Annotated in this window: 3 protein-coding genes; 1 reads left to right on the top strand and 2 read right to left on the bottom strand. The window is 70.1% G+C overall.

The window, feature by feature from the left end:
- Nucleotides 1–4 precede the first annotated feature (4 nt).
- Both CFP71_RS13080 and CFP71_RS13075 read right to left on the bottom strand, forming a co-directional pair.
- Nucleotides 5–17557, bottom strand: a complete 17553-nt coding sequence (locus CFP71_RS13080; RefSeq protein ID WP_482746720.1) for a non-ribosomal peptide synthetase — start codon at nt 17555–17557, stop codon at nt 5–7.
- Nucleotides 17558–17635: 78 nt separating this feature from the next.
- A complete protein-coding gene (locus CFP71_RS13075; protein ID WP_244199656.1) occupies nt 17636–18934 on the bottom strand; it encodes a serine hydrolase domain-containing protein in 1299 nt (432 codons plus the stop codon).
- Between the two features lie 1962 nt (nt 18935–20896).
- On the opposite strand from CFP71_RS13075, the gene CFP71_RS13065 reads away from it, so the two are divergent.
- Nucleotides 20897–21532 carry a cupin domain-containing protein gene (locus tag CFP71_RS13065; protein ID WP_093934123.1) on the top strand — a complete coding sequence of 212 codons (636 nt, stop codon included), beginning with the start codon at nt 20897–20899 and terminating at the stop codon, nt 21530–21532.
- Nucleotides 21533–21546: the final 14 nt, after the last annotated feature.

The raw sequence follows: 21546 nt of genomic DNA, 5'->3' as shown, positions 1-21546 counted from the left end.
GTCCTCACGCTTCCGTTTCGGAGGCGAGGCTTTCGAGCTCGCCCAAAATGAGTTCTTCGACCGTTCCGGCCAGCCCGGCGACGGTGCGCGCGGTCAGCACGTCGGCCGGGGTGAGCCGGACGGCGAACAACGCGCCGGCCTTGGCCGCGATGTGCAGGCTCCGCAGTGAATCCCCGCCGAGGGCGAAGAAGTTGTCCTCGACGCCGATCCGTTCCACGCCGAGTACGTCAGCCCAGATCCCGGCCAGCGCCCGTTCGGTTTCGGTTTCCGGCTCGACGTGGCCGGTCTTCGGCGCGGCGGGCGCGGGCAGCGCGTTCCGATCGAGCTTTCCGTTGGCGCTGACCGGGATCCGGTCCAGCGTCACGAACGCCGACGGCACCAGATAGTCCGGCAGCGTCGCGGCCAGGGAGTCCCGCAGGACCTCATGCCCGGCTTCCGAGACGACATAGGCGACGAGCTGCTTCACTCCGGGCGCGTCTTCGCGGACGACGACCGCGGCCTGCGCCACGGCGGGATGCCGCGCCAGGACGGCCTCGACCTCACCGGGTTCGACACGAAACCCGCGCAGCTTCACCTGGTCGTCCGCCCGGCCGAGGAACTCGAGAACGCCCTCCCCGGTCCAGCGGACGAGGTCGCCGGTGCGATACATCCGTTCTCCGCCCGGAGCGGCGAGGAAACGGTCGGCGGTCAGACCGGGCCGGTTCCGGTATCCGCGAGCGAGGCCGGCCCCGGCCAGGTACAGCTCTCCAGGGACTCCCGGCGGCACTGGGCGCAGATCCGGGTCCAGAACGCGGGCGACGATCCCGTCCAGCGGCCTGCCGATCGGGATCCGGTCCGGGACCGGGCCGTCCATCGGATGGGCGGTGGCGAAGGTGGTCGTCTCGGTCGGGCCGTAGCCGTCGACGACGCGCAGTCCCGGGCACGTGCCCAGCACTCGCCGCACCGACTCGGCCGGTACGACGTCGCCGCCGGTCCACACCTCCCGCAGTCCGGTGAAGCAGTCCGGGCTTTCCTGCGCCAGCACCCGGAACAGGCCCGCGGTGACCCACATGCCGGTCAGGCCGTGCTCGCGGATCAAGGCCCGCAGCCGGTGCGCGTCGAGGTCGCCGTCCGGCGCCGTGACCACACGGCCGCCGGTGAGCAGCGGAACCCACAACTCGTAGGTACTGGCGTCGAAGGCCGCCGGGGAATGCAGCAGCACGCGGTCGTGTGCCCCGCCGCGGAACCTGCTGTCCCTGGAAAGGGTAACGACGTCGCGGTGCCGCACGGCGACTCCCTTGGGAGTGCCGGTGGACCCGGAGGTGAACATGACGTACGCCAGCCGGTCGGGATCGACGACGACGCCGGGATCGCCGTCCGGTTCGTCGTCCACGGAGGACAGTCGGATGCTGTTCGGGTAGTCCAGGTCGGAGACGACGAACCGGACCCCGTCGAGCAGTGCCCGTTGCCGCTCGGCCGGGGCCCGGGTGTCGATCGGGAGGTAGGCGCCACCCGCCTTGACCACGGCCAGTTCCGCCACCACCGTGCCCGCCCTGCTCGTGACGAGGCCGACCGGTTCCTCCGGCCGCAGACCGAGCCCGATCAACCGGTTGGCGAGCCGGTTCGCCCGCCGGTCCAACTCGGCGTAGGTGACCTGCTCGCCGTCGAGGACGGCCGCCACCGCGTCCGGCCGGGCACGCACCTGGGCGGCGAACAGCTCCGGCAGCGACCGGGCCGGAGCCTCGGCGCCGGAGTCTGTCCACTTCGCCAGCTGAAGCTGCTCTTCCAGGGTCAGCATCGACACCTCGGAGAGCACCCGGTCGCCGTCCTTGGCCAGTTCCTGGATCAGGGTGAGGAGGTGCCCGGCGAGGCGGGTCACGGTCGGGGCGTCGAACAGGGCCGGGTCGTAGCCCAGGTCGACGTTCAGCTCGCGGCCCGGCGACGCGACGACGGTGAGCGGGAAGTTCGTCGTCTCGCGGGCCGACAGGTCGCGCACGGTCAGGCCGTGCCCGGCCTCGGCGTCGGTGATCGGATAGTTTTCGAACACCACCAGGCTTTCGCAGAGGTTCACTCCCGCGGGCAACTCCGCCCAGCCCTGGACGAGCGCGAGCGGAAGATGCCCGTGCCGGCGCGCCTCGGCCTGGCTCGCCTGCAGACCCGCGAGCCACTCCGCGACCCGGCTGTCCCGGTCGATCCCGACCCGGACGGGCAGCGTGTTGATGAAGATGCCGGTGATCTCGTCCACGCCCGTCACCTCGGGCGGGCGGCCGGAGACGGTGGATCCGAACACGACGTCGTCGTGACCGCGGTAAGCCGACAGCAGCAGGGCCCAGGCCCCTTGCAGGACCGCGTTGTGCGTGAGGCCGTGGCGTTTGACGAACTCGTCGAGCTCCCTCGTCGCCGTCTCGTCCAGGCGGACGGGCAGCCAGTCGGACGAACAGGCGATGTGGCCGGCCGTGGCCGCCCTGTCGCCGGGGACGGGTGAAGGAGCGTCGATCCCGGCGAGGGTGGCGCGCCAGAAGCGTTCGGCGTCGGTCCGGTCGAGGCCGTCGAGCCACGCGAGGTAGTCCCGGAACGGCGGCCTGGTGGGCAAGCTCTGCCCGGCGTACGCGCCACAGACGTCGGAAAGGACGTGGAAGACACTCCAGCCGTCGAGCAGCGCGTGGTGGAACGTCCACAGGACCTGGACCTCGGTCGCCGACAACCGCACGAGCGCCACGCGCGTCAGCGGTGCCTCCGCGAGGTCGAGTCCTTGTGCGCGGTCCTCGGCCAAGAGCCGCTGGAGATCGTGACCGGTCCCGTCGAGCACGCGGATCGGGAGCCTCACCTCGCGGCGCACCACTTGCAGCGGCTCCTCGACCCCGGACCAGACGAACGCCGTCCGCAGGACCGGTGTCCGGTCCACGACCCGTTGCCACGCCGCGGCGAGCCGGTCGAGGTCCGTGACGCCTTCGAGGACGAACGTCGCCTGCTCGACGTACATGCCTTGCGTGGTCTGGGACAGCCCGTGGAATACCATCCCGCCCTGCATCGGCGTCGCCGGGTAGACGTCCTCGACCGCGCGGCCGTCGCCGACCAGAGTGTCCACTGTGGATTGATCGAGGGCGGCCAGCGGGAAGTCCGACGGCGTGCGGCCACCCGCTTCCGGCGCGGCACAGTGCGCGATGATCTCGCGCAGGGCCGCGAGCATCTTTCCCGCCAGGTCTTCGACGGTGCCGCGATCGTGCCGGGTCGTGACGTGGGCCCACGTCAGCTCCAGCGTCCCGGCCACGACCCGGCCCACGATGTCGAGTGCGTGGACCGCGGGAGCGGCCGGGTCGACGTCGGCGTCGAGGGAACCGGTCCGGAACAGGCCCGCCTCCGCGTCGTCGAAGCGGCCGAGGTAGTTGAAGCCGATCTGCGGATCGATGTCCGGCGCGGTCCCGGTGAGGTACCGCAGCGCGCCGTAGCCGACGCCCCGCCGCGGCAGCGACCGGAGCTGTTCCTTCACCGACTTCAGCGCCGCGCCCCAGTCGTGCGGGACGTCCAGCGCCACGGGGAACATGCTGGTGAACCAGCCGACCGTACGGGACAGGTCGACGTCCTCGAACAGCTCCTCGCGTCCGTGGCCCTCCAGGTCGATCACGGGTGTCTGCCCGGTCCAGTCCCGCAGGACCCGGCCGAGCGCGGTGAGCAGGACGTCGTTGACCTGCGTGCGATAGACCTCCGGCACGTCTTGGAGCAGCGCACGGGTTTCCTCGGCGGTGAGCCGCACGGTCACCTCGCCGAGGTCGGCGATCGTGGCCGGTTCGGCGGCCGGCGAAGGCGGGATCCCGCGCCAGTGCGCCAGTTCGTCGTCGAAGCCACCGGCGGCGGCGTGCTCGGCCAGCCGCTCCGCCCACGCCAGGAACGACGTCGTCTTCGGGCCGAGCTCGCCGCCGCGGTAGGCGGTTTCCAGGTCCTCCAGCAGGATCCGCCAGGAGACACCGTCAACGACGAGGTGATGCGCGGCCAGGGTCAGCCGCCGCCCGTCGAGCACCGCCGCCAGCAGCGGACCTCGTTCGAGATCGAAGGCGATCTCGTCGGTGAGCAGCTCGGCGGGCCAGACCGGCTCACCGTGCTGGACGCCTTCGCGCTCGAACCGTAGCCGCAGCCCGTCGTGATGCGCCCAGACGGTCTCCAGCGCGCGGCGCAGCGCGGCTTCGTCGACGTCCTCGGTGAAGTCGAGCACCACCCGCTGGTCGAACCGATCCGGCTGGGTGGCGAAGTACCAGCGCTGGATCGGGGTGAGCGGAGCCGTTCCGGTGACCGGCCCCTGCTCGGCGCGCGGACCGGTGCCACCACCGGCGTGCGCGGCCAGCGCGGCGAGCGTCGGATGCCGGAAGACGTCGTGGGGCAACAGGATCAGCCCGGCACGGCGAGCGCGCGACACGACCTGGATGCTGAGGATCGAGTCGCCACCGAGTTCGAAGAAGTTGGCCTGGGCCCCGACGTCCGGGACACCGAGGACGTCCGCCCAGATCCCGGCCAGCGCCCGTTCGGCCTCCGTCGTGGGTGCGGTCCGGGCGGTCTTGTCGCCGAAGTCCGGCGCGGGCAGGGCGCGCCGGTCGATCTTCCCGTTGGCGTTCAACGGGAAGCGGTCGAGCCGGACGAACGCGGCCGGGACCATGTAGTCGGGCAGCGTCAGGCGCAAGAACCTGGCGAGGTCGTCCGCGTCGCCGGTGTGGTAGGCGACGAGCCGTTTGACCCCGTGATCCTCCCTGGTCAAGACCGCGGCCTGGCCGACGCCGGGATGCGCGGTCAGCGCGGTCTCGATCTCCGCCGGTTCGATCCGGAAGCCGCGGACCTTGACCTGCTCGTCGGCGCGGCCGGTGTACTCCAGCTCTCCACGCGGGTTCCAGCGGACGAGGTCGCCGGTGCGGTACATCCGCTCCCCCGGCGGACCGAACGGGTCGGGCCCGAACCGGTCGGCGGTCAGCGCCGGATCACCGAAGTACCCGCGAGCGAGCCCGGCGCCGGCGATGTACAGCTCGCCGGGCGCGCCCTGCGGCACGAGCCGCAGATCGGCGTCGAGGACGTAAGCCCGCATGTTGTCGAGCGGTTTCCCGATCGGCACGGCTCCGGCGACGTCGTCCGGGATGGGGTGCGACGTGGCGAAGGTCGTCGTCTCGGTCGGTCCGTAGCCGTCGACGACGATCGTGCCCGGGCACGCCTCCCGCACCCGCCGGACCGCGGCGGCCGGGACGACGTCACCGCCCGCCCAGACCTCGCGCATCCCGCGGAAGGTCTCCGGAGCCTCCTGGGCGAGCAGCCGGAACAGGCCCGCGGTGAAGAAGGCCCCGTGGACGTCGTACTCGGCGATGACGCGCCGGAGCGTGTCCACGTCGAGATCGCCGGGTGGCGCCAGGACGACGGCACCGCCGTTGAGCAGTGGGACCCAGAGTTCGTAGGTGGAGGCGTCGAACGCCGGCGAGGCGTGCAGCAGGACCCGCTGGTGCGCGGCGAATCGCCGGTCGGCCGCGAGGGCGACCACGTCGCGCTGACGCACTGCCACGCCCTTCGGCTTGCCGGTCGAGCCCGACGTGTACATCACGTACGCGAGGTTGTCCGGCGACGCCTCGGGAAGCGCGACCTTCGCGGTCCGGCCGTCGGGGACGACGATCTGCCCGTCATGGACGACGGAGCGGGCGCGGGTCCGGTCGGTGACCAGGATCGGCACACCGTCCAGCAGTGTCTTCAGCCGTGCTGCGGGCGCGCGGGTGTCGAGTGGCAGGTACGCGGCACCGGCCTTGACGATGGCGAGTTCGGCGACGACCAGGTCCGCTGTGCGGTCCATGAGCACCCCGACGACGGTTTCGGGGCCGGCCCCGAGCGACACCAGATACCGCGCGAGGCGGTCCGCCCGCACGTCCAATTCCGCGTACGTCAGGCGAGCGTCGTCGCCGATGAGGGCGAGGGCGCCGGGAGCGCGCGCGACTTGCCGGGCGAAGAGCCCGGCGAGACTGCCCTCCGGCAGCGGGTGGGCGGTGTCGTTCCAATCACCGAGGATCTGCAGCCGTTCGGCGTCGGTGAGCAGGTCGATCCCGTCGAGCGGCCGGTTCAGGTCGTCGGCGAACGCGTCGAGCACGCCGACCAGCCGGGCCGTGATCCGCTCGGCCGTCGCGGCGTCGAACAGATGAGGGTCGTAGCCGACGTCGATACTCAGCCGCTCTCCCGGCGACGCGACGATACTGAGCGGGTAATTCGTCGTCTCGGCGGCGTCGACGTCGCGCAACCGGAGCCCGTCCCGCGTCGCCGCGTCGATCGGGTAGTTCTCGAACACGACGATGCTGTCGAAGAGACCGCCGTCGGCCCCGCTCCACGCCTGGAGCTTCGTCAGCGGCAGATGCCCGTACCTGCGGGACTCCACTTGCCGGTCCTGCAGCGCCGCCAGCCACTTCGCGACCGGAGAGCGATCGGTGGTGACCCGCACCGGCAGCGTGTTGATGAAGATGCCGGTGATGTCGTCGGCGCCGGCCAGCTCCACCGGACGACCGGACACGGTGGTGCCGAAACAGACGTCACGTTCCCCCGTCAGCCGGGACAGCACCAGCGCCCACGCGCCTTGGAGGACGGTGTTCATCGTGAGCCCCGCCTTGCGTGCGGCTTCCCCGAGTCGCGCGGAGCTTTCGACCGGTACCCGCAGCCATTCGGCGGACCGGCTCGTGTGGTCCCGCGCCGCGAGCCGGGCGGAAGCGGTGAAGTCGCCGAGTTCGCGACGCCAGTGCCGTTCCGCTTCGGTGTCGTCCTGGCGGTCCAGCCACGCCACGTAGTCGCGGAAGGGCGGCCGATCGGGCGGTTCTTCTCCGGCGTACGCGGCGAAGACGTCGGACAGCACCCCGAAGACGCTCCAGCCGTCGAGCAGGACGTGGTGGAACGTCCACAGGACGCGGACTTCCGTGTCCGACAGTCGCGCGAGGGTCAGCCGCAGCAGGGTTTCCCCGTCCAGGTCGAGCCCCTCGGCCCGATCAGTGGCGAGGACTTCCTGCCAGAACCGCTCCTGAGCCGCCGGCGTGTGGGCGCGCCAGTCGAGCCGGGTGACCGGGACGGTGACCCGGCGCCGCACCACCTGCACAGGCTCCGGCACGCCTTCCCAAGCGATCCGTGTGCGCAGCACGGGCGTGCGGTCGACGACGTGCTGCCACGCGTGTGCCAGCACATCGACGTCGCCGACGCCTTCGAGGACGAATCCGACCTGCTGGAAGTAAAGCCGTTCTTCCTGCTGGGAAAGGGAATGGAACACTATGCCCGCCTGCATCGGCGTCAGCGGGTAGACGTCCTCGACGTCCCTGCCGTCACCGACCAGGTAGTCCACTGTGGATTGGTCGAGGGCGGTCAACGGGAAGTCGGACGGGGTCCGTCCACCGGCGCCCGGCGCGGCGCAGTGCCCGATGATCTCCCGAAGCGCCGTCAGCATCGCCTCGGCAAGCCTGTCCACAGTGGACTCTCGATGGACGCCTTCGTTGTAGTACCAGGTCAGTTCCAGTTCGCCGGACTCGACACGGCCGACGACGTCGAGCAGATGCGCTCGCGCCGAAAGCTCGCTCTCGTCGGATTCCAGCCTGCCCGACGTGAAGCGGCCGAGGTAGTTGAAACTCACCACCGGGTCGATCGCCGGCGCGGTTCCGGCGAGGTGCCGCAAAGCGCCGTAGCCGATTCCGCGCCGGGGCACCGCCCGGAGCTGTTCTTTCACCGACTTCAGCGCTGTGCCCCAGTCTTCGGGAACGTCCAGCGCGACCGGGAAGACACTGGTGAACCACCCCACGGTGCGGGACAGATCGACGTCGTCGAACAGATCCTCGCGCCCGTGGCCCTCCAGATCGACCACCGGGACCCTGCCTGTCCAGTCCCTCAGCACCCGGCCGAGCGCGGTCAGCAGGACGTCGTTGACCTGCGTGCGATACGCCGCGGGCACCTCCCTCAGCAGTGCCTCGGTCTCCGCCTCCGAAAGCCGCGCGGTGACCTCGCGCATCGAGGCGACCGTCGCCTCGCCTTCACCGTCGACGGGGATCGAGGTGTCCTGGGGAATCCCTCGCCAGTACGGCAGTTCGTCGTCGAACCCGCCGTCGGCGGTGTGCTCGGCGAGCCTGATCGCCCACTCCCGGAAGGACGTGGTGCGCGGTCCGAGGTCGATCGGCTCGTCCCGCAGCGCCTGGGCGTAACCGCGGTCGAAGTCCTCGGCGAGCACCCGCCACGAGACGCCGTCGACCACGAGGTGGTGCACGGCGAGGATGACACCGTGCTCGGAGAGATCGAGGCGGATCAACGGTGTCCCGGCGCCGACAGGCCCGTTCTCCTGCTTCCGGCCGTCGTCGGTGAACCGCATCCGCAGCGCGTCGTGGTGTTCCAGCAGCGCGTCCACGGCCTTGCGTGCCACGGCGGTGTCGATCCGTTCCGGACCCAGTCGGACGAATTGGTGGAAGTGGTCCGGATCGGCGGTCTGGGTCGCGAAGAACCACCGCTGGATCGGGGTGAGCGGCACCTCGCCGTCGACCGGGCCGCGCTCGATGGCCTCGGTGGCGGTGCGCGCGGCGGCAGCGAGCGCCGCCGGGGTCCGGTGAGTGAACAGGTCACCGGGCAGCAGTTCCAGCCCGGCGCGACGGGCCCTCGACACCACCTGGATGCTGAGGATCGAGTCGCCACCGAGTTCGAAGAAGTCGTCGGTCGCCCCGACCCGTTCGACGCCCAGTACCTCGGCCCAGATCCCGGCGAGCACGCGTTCGCGGTCGGTGCGCGGCGCGACGTGGTCACCAGCCCCGAAATCGGGGGTGGGCAACGCGGCGCGGTCGAGCTTTCCGTTGACGTTGACGGGGAACTTCTCCAGCCGGACGAACGCGGCCGGGATCATGTAGTCCGGCAGGGTCCGGCGCAGGAACTCCCCCAGCCCTTCGGTCTCGCCGACGACGTAGGCGACCAGCCGTTTCACCCCGCCGTCCGCGCGGGCCAGCACGGCGGCCTGCTCGACGCCCGGGTGTTCGCCCAGTGCGGCCTCGATCTCGCTCGGTTCGACGCGGAAGCCGCGGATCTTGACCTGTTCGTCCACCCGGCCGACGAATTCGAGGGCCTCCTGCTCGTTCCAGCGCACGACGTCGCCGGTGCGGTACATCCGCTCCCCCGGCGGGCCGAACGGATCCGCGACGAACCGGTCGGCGGTCAGCCCGGGACGTCCGAGGTAGCCGCGCGCGAGCCCGGCCCCGGCCAGATGCAGCTCGCCGGGCGCGCCCGGCGGGGCGAGCCGGAGGTCTTCGTCGAGGACGTAACCGCGGGTGTTGTCCAGCGGCGCCCCGATCGGCACGACGTCGGGCACCTCGTCCGGCAGCGGGTGGACGGTGGCGAAGGTCGTGGTCTCGGTGGGGCCGTAGACGTCGGCGACCAGGGTGTGCGGGCACGCGGCCCGGACCCGGCGCAGCGCGACGGCGGGCACGGCGTCCCCGCCGGTCCAGACCTCCCGCACCCCGGCGAACATCTCCGGCGCTTCCTGCGCGACCAGCCGGAACAGACCGGTCGTCATGAAGACACCGGTGACGGCGTGGGCGGTGATCACCCGGCCGAGGGTGTGGACGTCGAGGTCGCCCGGCGGGGCCAGCACGACCGTGCCGCCGTTCAGCAACGGCACCCACAGCTCGTACGTCGAGGCGTCGAAGGCCTGCGGCGAGTGCAGCAGGACGCGGTCGTGGGTCGCGAAACGCTGATCGGCGGCCAGCGCGAGAACGTCTCGATGCCGGGCGGCGACGCCCTTGGGTTTCCCGGTCGATCCCGAGGTGTAGATGACGTAGGCGAGCTGCTCGGGGTCGATCCTCACGACGGGCGGTGTGTCCGGCGCGTCGCCCGCGTCGGTGACGATCACACCCTCGTGGATCTCTTCCGCCGTGGACAGCCAAGCCTGATCGGTGACGAGGACGTCGGCCTCGGCCTCGCTCAGCAGCAGCCTCAGCCGCTCGGCGGGTGCGCGCAGATCCAAGGGCAGATAAGCGCCGCCGGTCTTCAGGATCGCGAGTTCGGCGACGACCAGGGCGGGCGAACGGTCCATCAGGAGCGCGACCCGGTCTTCTGGGCGGATCCCGAGTTCACGCAGCCGGTTCGCCAGCCGGTTGGCCCGGACGTCGAGTTCGCCGTAGGTGACTGTCTCCGTGTCGGACAGCAGCGCGACGGCGTCGGGATCCCGGCGCGCGCGGGCCTCGAACAGCTCGGGCACCGCTCCCTCCCGCACCTCCCGGGCGGTGACGTTCCGCTCGCGGAGCAGGTGCCGGATCTCCGGCTCCGACAGCATCGGCACCCGCGTCACGGGCTCGTGCGGTGTGTCCGTGAAGGCGCGGATCAGCGTTTCGAGGTGTCCGGCGAGCTGCCGGGCCAGGTCCGGGCCGATCAGCCCGGGGTCGTGGGTCAGCATCAGGGAAAGCTGCCGTCCCGGGTACGCGACGACGCCGAGCGGGTAGTTCGTGCGTTCGGCCGCGCGGACGTCCCGCAGCCCGGCGACGTCCGCCACCGGGTAGTTCTCGAAGACGATGATGCTCTCGAACAGGCTGCCGCCGGTGTCGCTCCAGGACTGCAACCGCGGCAGGCCGACGTGGCCGAAGCGGCGCGATTCCGCCTGCGCCGCCTGTAGTTCCCGTAACCAGTCGACGAGGCCGCGCTCCGCGTCCAGCCTGACCCGCACCGGCAGGGTGTTGATGAACAGACCGGCGATGTCGTCCGCTCCCGGCAACTCGACCGGGCGCCCCGAGACCGTCGCGCCGAAGCACACTTCGGTCTCACCGCTGTAGCGCGCCAGGAGAACCGACCAGGCGCCCTGGACGATCGTGTTGAGCGTCAGGTGGTGCCGTCGCGCGAACGCGTTGATCCGGCTCGTCGTGGCGTCGTCGAAGGTCACCGGGACCCGGGCCGACGAGCTGGCCGTGTGGGCGCGGGCACCTCGATCACCGGGCAATGGGGTCGGCGTCACGCCGGCGAGTTCGGCCCGCCAATGGGTTTCGGCGGCTTCGTCGTCCTGCGCGGCGAGCCAGCCGGCGTAGTCGCGGAACGGGCGCCGCACCGGCGGCTCTTCGCCACGCAGTTCGGCGAGGACGTCGGACAGGACGCCGAAGACGCTCCAGCCGTCGAGCAGCACGTGGTGGAAGGTCCAGATGACCCGGACCGAGGTCGCCGACTCCTTCGCGATGACCAGCCGCATCAGCGGAGCGCTGGTCAGGTCGAGCCCTTCGGCGAGGTCTTCGGTGAGTCGCTGTCGCAAGGACTCCTCGGCGTCCCCGGCGGACCAGTCCGGGTAGAACACCGGGATCCCGACGGACCGCCGCACGATCTGCAGTGGCTGTGGCACCCCCTCCCAGACGATCGAGCTGCGCAGGACCGGTGTTTGCTCGACCACCCGTTGCCAGGCCGCGCCGAGCGCCCTGGGCCCGGGAACGTCGTCGACGGTGAAGGAGACCTGCTCGAAGTAGTTGCGGTCGCCGGGCTGGGCCAAGCCGTGGAAGACCATGCCCGCCTGCATCGGCGTCAACGGATACACGTCCTCGACGTCCCTGCCGTCGCCGACGAGGGAGTCCACTGTGGACTGGTCGAGACCCGCGAGGGGGAAGTCCGACGGCGTCCGGCCGCCCGCGCCGGGTTCGGCGCAGTGCCCGAGGAGTCCGCGCAGGTTCTCCAGCATGCCGTCGGCCAACCGGGTCACGGTGGCTTCGTCGTGCACGCCTTCCGCGTAGTGCCAGGTGAATTCCAGCGTGTCGCCGGTGACCTGGCCGACCACGTCGAGCAGATGAGGACGGACGCCGCCGGGGTCGGCGGCCAAGGACAGTTCGCCGTGCGAGCCGGTGTAGAGCTCACCGGCCAGGTCGAACTGTCCGAGGTAGTTGAAGCTGATCTGGGGATCGATCGCCGGCGCGGTATCGGAGAGATACCGCAACGCGCCGTAGCCGATACCGCGTCGCGGGACCGCGCGCAGCCGCTCCTTCACGGCCTTGATCGCCTCGCCCCACTCGTCCGGGACGTCCAGCGCCACCGGGAACAAGCTGGTGAACCAGCCCACCGTGCGCGACAGATCCACGCCGTCGAACAGTTCCTCCCGGCCGTGGCCTTCCAGGTCGATCACCGGAACCCGGCCGGTCCAGTCCCGCAACGTCCGGCCGAGCGCGGTCAGCAGGACGTCGTTGACCTGCGTCCGATAGACCTCGGGGACCTGTCGCAGCAGTGACCGTGTCTCCTCGGCGGTCAGCCGGACCGTCACCGCGCGGGCCCTGCCCACCGTGTTCGCACCGATCCCGTCGACGGGGATCGGCGTGACGTCGGGGATCGCGCGCCAGTGGGCCAGCTCGTCGTCGAAACCGCCGGACTCCGTATGCGCGGCGAGGCGTGCCGCCCACTCGCGGAACGACGTCGTCCTCGGCCCGAGATCGGCCTGCCGGTACGCCTGGTCGAGGTCGTCGAGCAGGATCCGCCAGGACACGCCGTCGACGGCGAGGTGGTGCGCCGACAGGTGCAGCACACGCCCTGCCGGAGGACCGGACAGTGACCAGCGCAGCAGCGAATGTCCCTCTTCGACGCCGGCGATGCGCAGCCGCCACTGGCCGCCGTCGCGGGTGTAAGTCGTGCGCAACGCGTCGTGATGCTCGGTCACCGCGGCGATGGCGACGGCGAGCGCGGCTTCATCGGTGCCCTCGGCCAGTTCGACCGCGATGGCCTGGTCGAAGGTGTCGGGTCCCGCGATCGTGTCGAAGAACCAGCGCTGGATCGGGGTCGGCACGACGTCACCGGACACGGGTCCCCGGTCCGGGGCCGTGGAGACGCCGGTCAGGGTGGGGGCGAGGGCGGCGATGGTCTGGTGCCGGAACAGGTCCGCCGTGGTGATGGCCAGCCCGACCTTCCTGGCCCGCGCGCTGACCTGGATGCTGAGGATCGAGTCGCCGCCGAGGGCGAAGAAGTTGTCCTCGACACCGACCCGGTCGAGGCCCAGGACGTCCGCCCAGATCCCCGCGAGCACCGCTTCACGCTCGGTCCGCGGCGCCCTGCCTCCGGTCGCGGCGGGCTCGAAGTCCGGTTCCGGCAAGGCTCGTCGATCGACCTTTCCGTTGGCGCTCAGGGGAAGCGCGTCAAGGACGACGAACGCCGACGGAACGAGATAGTCCGGCAGGGACTGTCGCAACGCTTCGCGCAGTGTCCCGTTGTCCACTGTGGAGCCTTCCGCGGCCACGACGTAGGCGACGAGGTGCTTGCGACCGGCGCCGGTACGCGCCGTCACCACCACTTCCGCGACCTCGGGCCGGGCCGTGAGGGCACGTTCCACTTCACCGGGTTCGACCCGGAAACCACGGATCTTGAGCTGGTCGTCGGCCCGGCCGGCGAACTCCAGGGTCCCGTCGGCACGCCACCGCCCCCGGTCACCGGTGCGGTACATGCGCTCGCCAGGGGCGCCGTACGGACAGGCGACGAAACGATCGGCCGTCGCGCCCGGCCGGGCGGCGTAACCGCGGGCGAGCCCCGGACCGGCCACGCAGATCTCGCCGAGCGCGCCGCGCGGAACCGGCCGCAGCCCTTCGTCGAGCACGTAGACGCGCATCCCGGTCAGCGGGGTCCCGATCGGGATCGTCGAGGGGACCGTGTCCGCCGAGGTCATGCGGAACGAGGTCGCGAACGTGGTGGTTTCGGTCGGCCCGTAGCCGTCGACGACCGTGAGGCCAGGGCAGGTGTCCAGCACGCGGCGCACGGCTTCGGGCGGGACGACGTCACCGCCGGTCCAGACTTCCAGCAGGCCACGGAAACACTCGGGCGCGTCACCGGCGAAGAGCCGGAAGAGACCGGCGGTGAGCCAGAGCGCGGTGACACCGTGCCGTGCGGTCAGCTCCCGGATGACGTGCGCGTCGACGTCCCCCGGTGGCGCGACGACCACGGTGCCGCCGTTCAGGAGCGGGACCCACAGCTCGTAGGTGGAGGCGTCGAACGCGAGCGGCGAGTGCAACAGCACGCGTTGGTGGGCGGCGCCGGTGAAGTGGGGGTCGGTGGCCAGCGCGACCACGTCGGTGTGCCGGACCGCCACGCCCTTCGGGACGCCGGTGGAGCCCGAGGTGTACTCGACGTAGGCCAGGTTCCCGGGGTCGACCGTAGCCGTGGCCGCCTCCCCCGACGTCGGCAGCGTCAAGATCTGTCCGTTGTGGACGGTGGCGGCGGTCTCTTGCCAGGTCTCGTCGGTGAGCAGAACGGGGGTGCCGTCGAGGAGCAGGCGCAAACGCTCGGCCGGGGCACGCAGATCCAGCGGCAGGTAGGCGGCACCCGCCTTGAGGATCCCCAGCAGCGCCACCACCAGATCGGGCGACCGGTCCATCAGCACGCCGACCCGGTCTTCGGGGCGCACGCCGAGCTCGATGAGCCGTCCCGCCAGCCGGTCGGCTTCGGCACGCAACTCGCCGTAGTCGAGGCGGTCCTCGCCGAAGAGCACCGCGGGGTCGTGCGGGTGCTGTTCGGCGTGCTGGTCGAACAGGCGCGTGATGGTCATCAACGGAGCGGGGTCCGGCGACGGCAGGAGCCCGCGGTCGGCCTCGGCGAGCAGCGGAAGATCGCCCACCAGGCGGTCGGGATCGGCGGCGATCCCGGTGAGGAGGACTTCCAGGCTCGCGGTCAGCCGCTCGATCGTCGCGCTGTCGAAGAGCGCGGTGGCGTACTCGACGGTGACCCGCAGGCCGTCTTCCGTCGGCCAGAACTCGACGACCAGGTCGAACCGGGCCGACGGCCGGGGCAGGTCGTGTTCCGAGACTCGCAGGCCGTCGACCTCACGTGGGCGGACGAGCGGGTTTTGCAGGACGACGACCGCCTGCACCAGCGGCGTCCGCGACGGATCGCGCTCGGGCTGTGTCTCTTCGACGACGCGGTCGAAGGGGACTTCGGCGTGCGCGAACGCCTCCAGCACCGTTTCCCGGAACCCGGCCAGGAACTCCGGGAACGGCCGGGCACGGTCGACCCGCGAGCGCAGGACGAGGGTGTTGACGAAGAACCCGGTCAGCGACTCCCATTCGGGCCGGTCGCGTCCGGCGACAGCGGTGCCCACCGCGATGTCGCGCTGATCCCCGTAGGCCGACAGGAGCAGCTGCACGGCCGCGGTCAGGGTCATGAACAAGGTCGCCCCGTGCGGCCGTCCGGCGGCGGTGAGACCTCGGACCAGATCCGCGGGCAGATCGTGGCGGTGCACCGCACCTGCCGTACTGCGCTCGGCCGGCCGCGGGCGATCGGTCGGGAAAGCGAGCGGTTCGAGCCCGTCGAGCGCTTCACGCCAGTAGCCGAGCTGGGCGTCGTCGTCGGACTGACGGCGCCAGTGCGTGTAATCGCGGTAGCCCGACTCCAGCGGCGGCGGGGCCACACCGGCGTAGAAGTCCAGCAACTCACCGGTCAGGATTCCGATCGACCGGCCGTCGGTGACGATGTGGTGCTGACACAGGACGAGCAGGTGTTCTTCCGGCGCCTGACGGTAGAGCGTGGCCCGGGTCAGCGGGCCGGTGCGCAGGTCGAACGGGACGCTCAGGTCCGCCGCCAGCGTGGCGTCGTCCGCGGCGGTTTCCTCGACGCGCAGGGGTATCCCGGCCGTGTCGGCGATGCGCTGGAAACCCTCGTCAAAGGTGGTTCGCAGGGATTCGTGACGGGCACAGAGCGCGGCCAGCGCACCGCGCAGGGCGTCGAGATCCAGCGGCCCGGAAAGCCGGAGACCGACCGCGGTGTTGTACTCCGCGCTGTCCCCGGTCAGCTCGTCGAGGAACCACAGGCGCCGCTGGGCGGGCGAAAGCGGCGACATCCGGGATGGCGGTGCGGTCGGGATCGTGTCGTTCGCGGCCGGCTGTGCCTCGTCGACCAGCCGGGACAGTCCGGTCACGGTGGGCGCGTCGAACACCGCGCGAGCGGACAAGGTCACGCCGAAGGTCCGGCGCAACCGGGACAACGCCTGCACCGCGAGGATCGAGTCACCGCCCAGGGCGAAGAAGTCGTCATCGACGGCGAGACCGTCCGTTCCGAGCACGCCGGCCAGGACCTCGGCGACGGCGCGTTCGGTGTCCGAGCGCGGCCCGGTATCGGTCCGGATCTCTTCCAGCGGAGCGGGCAGTGCGCGGCGATCGACCTTCCCGTTGGCGCTGAGGGGAAGCGCGTCGAGGACGACGAACGCCGACGGCACCATGTAGTCGGGCAGCACCGCCGCCGCGGACTCCGCGAGGTCGCCGAGCGCTTCTCCCGGCTGGGCCACGACGTAGGCGACCAACCGCTTGACGCCCGGCCGTTGCTCGCGGGCGACGACCACGACCTCGCCCACTCCCGGCGCGGCGGCGAGCACCGATTCGATCTCGCCGGTCTCGACCCGGAAACCGCGGACCTTGATCTGGTCGTCGGCCCGGCCGAGGAATTCCAGTTCGCCGTCGTCGTTGTACCGCACCAGATCGCCGGTCCGGTACATACGACCGCCGGGTACGCCGGGATCGGCCACGAAGCGATCCGCGGTCGCGCCGGGTCTGCCCCAGTAACCGCGGGCCAGACCGGCTCCGGCCAGGTGCAGCTCCCCCGCCTGCCCGGCCGGGACGGCGTTCAACGCGTCGTCGAGGACGTGGGCGCGGACGCCGTCGAGTGGACGGCCGATCGGCACGGAGTCCGGCACACCGTCCTTTGACGACATGGGCCGTGACGTGGCGAAAGTGGTGGTTTCGGTGGGGCCGTAGCCGTCGGTCACGGTGAGGCCGGGGCAGGCGTCGAGCACCCGACGGACAGCCGCCGCCGGGACCACGTCCCCGCCCGTCCAGACTTCCTCCAGGCCGAGGAAACAGCCCGGCGCCTCCTGTGCCACGACACGGAAAAGCCCGGCGGTCAGCCAGAGCGACGTGATCGCGTACCGGCCGACGATCTCGCGCAGCACCTCCACGTCCAGGTCTCCCGGAGGCGCGATCACCACCGTCCCGCCGCCGAGCAGCGGAACCCACAGCTCGTAGGTGGACGCGTCGAAGGCGGCGGGCGAATGCAGCAGGACGCGGCGGTGCGCGCCGCCCGCGAACCGGCTGTCGGCCGCCAGCGCCGCGACATCCCGATGCCGGACCGCGACTCCCTTCGGGGCCCCTGTCGAGCCCGACGTGTGCATGAGATACGCCAGCTGATCCGCGTCCACTCGCGGCGGCGCCGCTTCCGGCGCGGGAAGCGATCCTCCCGCGACGACGACATGTCCACTGTGGATCCGTGCCGCCCGCTCCGGCTCGTCGGTGACCAGCACCGATACCTTCGCCGAAGTCAGGACCAGCCGTGAGCGCTCGTCGGGAGCACGCCGGTCGAGCGGCACGTAGACCCCGCCCGCCATCACGATCGCCAGTTCGGCGACGACGAGTTCGGCGGATCTTTCGAGCAGCAATCCGACCCTGTCCTCGGCACGCACTCCGAGCCGCGTCAGCCGGGCGGCGAAGCGTGCGGCCCGGTCGGCCAGTTCGGCGTAGGTCAGCTGTCCACCGTGACCGTCCACGGCGACCGCCTCCGGGGCGGAACGCACCCTCGCGGCGAACAGTTCCGGCAGGGCGGCGGCTCTTTCCGCTTGAGGGGCGGCCGTCGTGTCGAACACGGTCATCTTTTCGGTACCTTCCGGGCACAGCAAGCAAACCCACCGAGATGGGCAGGGGGACGGGGAGGGAGAAACGGCTCAGTGACGCCGCGCGAGGCGGCCACCGATTTCGATCGCGGTGGCCGCGCCGGGCGTTCCGCGCAGGCGGCCGCACGGCGTCGGGCGCCCGGTGACGGGGTCGCGCACCGTGAACGAGGCGTCGTCGTGGAGGGTGAACTCGGGGAATACCTCGCCGTCGACGACCAGGTCGGCTCCGGCATGTCCGCCGGGACGGATCGTGTAGTCGAGAGCGCCGTTGCGGTAGGTGCCGAAGTCGCCGGCCGGGAACGGGACGGGACGGGCCGGTACGGGCTGCCGTCGTTCCGGGATCGCGATATCGAGCGCGCGGAGCTCGGCGACGAGGTCGTGCCACATGTCCGTGCCTGCGGCGCCGTTCGCCGTGAACGCGACGACGCAGGCGCCCCCCTGATCGATCCGCAGCTGGCAGGAGGTGCCGTCGGCGGTGCCGTCGTGGCCGAGCCAGACTTCACCGTCTTCCTCGTAGTGCGCGATCCCCAGACCCCAGCCGTCGGCCAGACCGAACGGCTCGGCGTCGGGCACCCGCCGGTGCATGTCCGCCGCGGTCACGACGTCGAGCAATCCCGGCTTTCCCAGGTGGACCCGGCCCAGTTCGATGAGGTCCGCGGCGCTCAGCGCCAGCGCGCCCGCGGGTTCGAGCATCGGCGGCAAGGCCTGCTCGACGGGGCGCGCACCGGACGGTCCGGTGGCACGGCCGTGTCCGGTGACGGTTCTCGGGCTTCCGGCGTAGGAAGGCTCGATCTTCAGTGGTCGCAGGAGTATCGCCTCGACGGCTTCACGCCAGGTCATCCCGGTGACCGCTTCGATCACCGATCCCACCAGGGCATAGCCGAGATTCGAGTACGAGAACGCTGTCCCGGGCGGGGAGACGGGAACCGCCGCCCGGATTTCACGCAGGCATGCGCCGGTGACGTCGGCAGGATCGGAGGGCAGGCCGCTGGTGTGGCTCAGCAGATGCCGTGGCGTCATTCCCTCGGCGAGACCGGGGTCGCCCAGTATCTCGCCGACCGGCTGGTCCAGTTCGAGGTCGTCGTCCGCGATCAGCGCCATCACGACCGTGGCGGTGGCCAGTTTCGTGACCGATCCGATCGGTACGGCGGAAGACGGGCTCATCGGTCTCCGTCTGTCCTGATGTTCCACACCGGTCTGGACCACTGTCGTCAGGCCGGCTTCGAGCACCGCGAGCTGTGCTCCCGGAACGCCGTGCCTGCTCGCCAAGCCGGCCAGTACTTCTTGGAACCGCCGCGTCGGCACCTGTTTCCGTCCAGTGTGGCCGTACTGTTCTGGCGCAGGCCGCATGACCGATTCCTCCCCTGTCAACAGAAAATCCGAGTTGAGAGCCGCGTTCCGTACCGCGTCACGTTCCTTGTTCCCCCACCCGTGGAACGGTGTGTCCACATCGGGCCGGAACAACACGCTGCCCGGGGAGGGAGATCGTCTGTACCGCCAATGGTGGGAAAGGCTGCTCGACCGAAAAGCTCTCGGCACTACACAGGGTGGCAATATCTGGCATTCATTTAATTGAACCAGTGTCAACCCGACGCACATCCTGGAACCACATCGAGCACCGAACACAAAGAAGGCAAGCTCGAAGTAACACATCCACGGGATGGCGGATGCGTTAAGAACAAACGAAGAGGGAAGTTCCACCCGCCGGACTCGGCGCCCGACGGAACAATCGCAGACCCCCTCCCTTCTTCGACTTTTTCCAGTTCAGGCCGTTTTTCGACGTAGGCGACGCCATGACGGCGCCTCCTGGTTCCCTGCGGACCGTCGATTCAAACGCGGAAAAGCGGAAACGGGAGCCCGAAGATCACTTCTCCCCCGTCCACAACGCCACCAACTGCGGAAACGCGAAAATGATCTTGCCAATCCGGATTCTCATCATGTGAGCAGCACGGTCATGCGCACGTGCAGCGTATTGTGCAACCCCCGAAAACGGCCTTATAACGGCCACTCTCGATCATCGATGACATCGGGGTGATACGGAAGAACGCGAATTCACCCGGTTGCCTGTAACGGAATCTGCTCCATGACTGACCCGACCTTCGTCGGTTGCCTACTCGAACCTCCATTGGTAGATACGGACCCGCTCTCGAATGTGGTCCAGACCACAATGGGAACTCGCCCAGGCGCGCCGGACAGCAACAAGGCTTCGACACCGGGGCGCGGCCGACACCCGAAATCGAGTCGATGCCGGTGAAGCGCACTTCGACCACGGTCACGCGTCCGTACCGCTAGACGTCCTGAGAACGCGGAGGTCTTCTTTCCGGTGGAAGGAGATCATCGGTTCGGAGTCGTCGCCAGGCTTCACGACATGGACTCGGCGCCTCACCGCAACCCGGTCGGCAAGCTGATGAACAGACAGGCGAACCCGAGTTCGCTCTACAACGCACACAGGAGAACCAGGATCCGTGCCTGGATGGTGACGTCGAGGGCGCTCGTCGGCCTAGTCGGTCCGGATCGAGCGCCAGCTCCCTGGCGATGCAGACCCGCTGGCGCTGCCCTCCGGAGAGCTGGTGCGGATGCCGGCCGCGCAGATCAGAGGAGAGCCGCACCGATTCGAAGAGCCCAGCGAGCCGGTCAGCCGCAAGCGCCCCCAACTCGGAACCCCAATCAGATCGACCACGCCTACTACATCCGCTCGGGCGTCTGCCCGGTGTAGCCGCGTCCGAGGGGCGCCTCCTGCGACAGACACCCAACGGCACCCTCGGCGCCATCAGTGAGGTCGAACCACAAAGCTCCCGGCGCACGGTTGGCGACGGGGTCGAGACGAGCGAGCCGGACGGTGCGCGGTACCCCTTGCCACGCGTCGATCGCCACCGTCATCCGACCACAAGACCGGCTGCCGCTCCACGAGATGGATCGAGCGATCCGCCTCCGACGGAAACAGCCCCTTCTCGTCCGGCCAATACGCCACCAGCGTCTCAAAGAGTCCGCTCTGTGAAAGTTCGTGTCCTGTTCAACATGGTTCGGGTACAGCGATGATGGCCATCCGGCGAACCCCGACGTCGGACAGCTCCGGCGAGAGCCTGGACCATACCCGAGCCGCACCCTCGGCCGGCCGCCTCCGCCGCTGCGGCCTCGACGGCCTCAGACCGAGCGCGCCGGAAATGTCGTTGTTCCACAGATTCAGGAGCGCGGCCGCTCATCGCGGCACGCGATAGCAGTGATCCGCGCGAGACACTTTCCGGTCTTCGTATTTCTGGAAAGAATCATGAGGAAGCTAATCTTCCTCGTTCTTTGGGAAAGGCGGAGAGAATGTCGGAAATCAGCAGGCGGGGTGCGCTCGGCGCGGGTGCGGGAATCGCCGCCGCGACTGCGCTCGGGGCGACCGGGACGGCGGGGGCGAGCTCGGCGGAACCGGCCAAAACGACCACGCCACCGTATGTTTTCCCGCTCGTCAAATCCGCGCCGGTTGTCCATGACGGTGGGACGTTGCGTGGAGCCCACGAGAAGAACTTCCCGGTGCTGGCCGGTCAGCAGGGCTCGGTGTATCTGGTGCACCTCGACCCCGGCGGGGTCCGCGAACCGCACTGGCACCCCTCCGCGTGGGAGCTGAGCTACATCATTTCCGGCAAAGCGGACTGGAGCATTCTCGGCACGCACGAGGACGGCAGCTATCACAACCAAGTTTTCAGCGCGAGTACAGGGGAACTCGTCTTCGCCCCGCAGGGGTTCTTTCACTATTTCGCGAATGCCAGCACCACCGAAGGTCTGGACGTGCTCGTCATGTTCAACACCAGTACCGGGGAGCCGAACGACGACATCGGCATCGTCGGGACGCTGAACTCGCTACCGAGGGAGATTCTCGCCGCCTCGTTCGGGGTTCCGGTGTCCGCGTTCGCCGCGATCCCCAAGGACCTCAAGCCGGTGGTGATCACCCGCCGCCGGTAGTGGCAGCGCACACA

It is taken from the genome of Amycolatopsis thailandensis, assembly GCF_002234405.1.
GTDB classification, from domain to species: Bacteria; Actinomycetota; Actinomycetes; order Mycobacteriales; family Pseudonocardiaceae; genus Amycolatopsis; species Amycolatopsis thailandensis.
The sequence above is the reverse complement of the archived record's forward strand: the minus strand, read 5'-3'. Positions and strand labels throughout refer to the sequence as shown.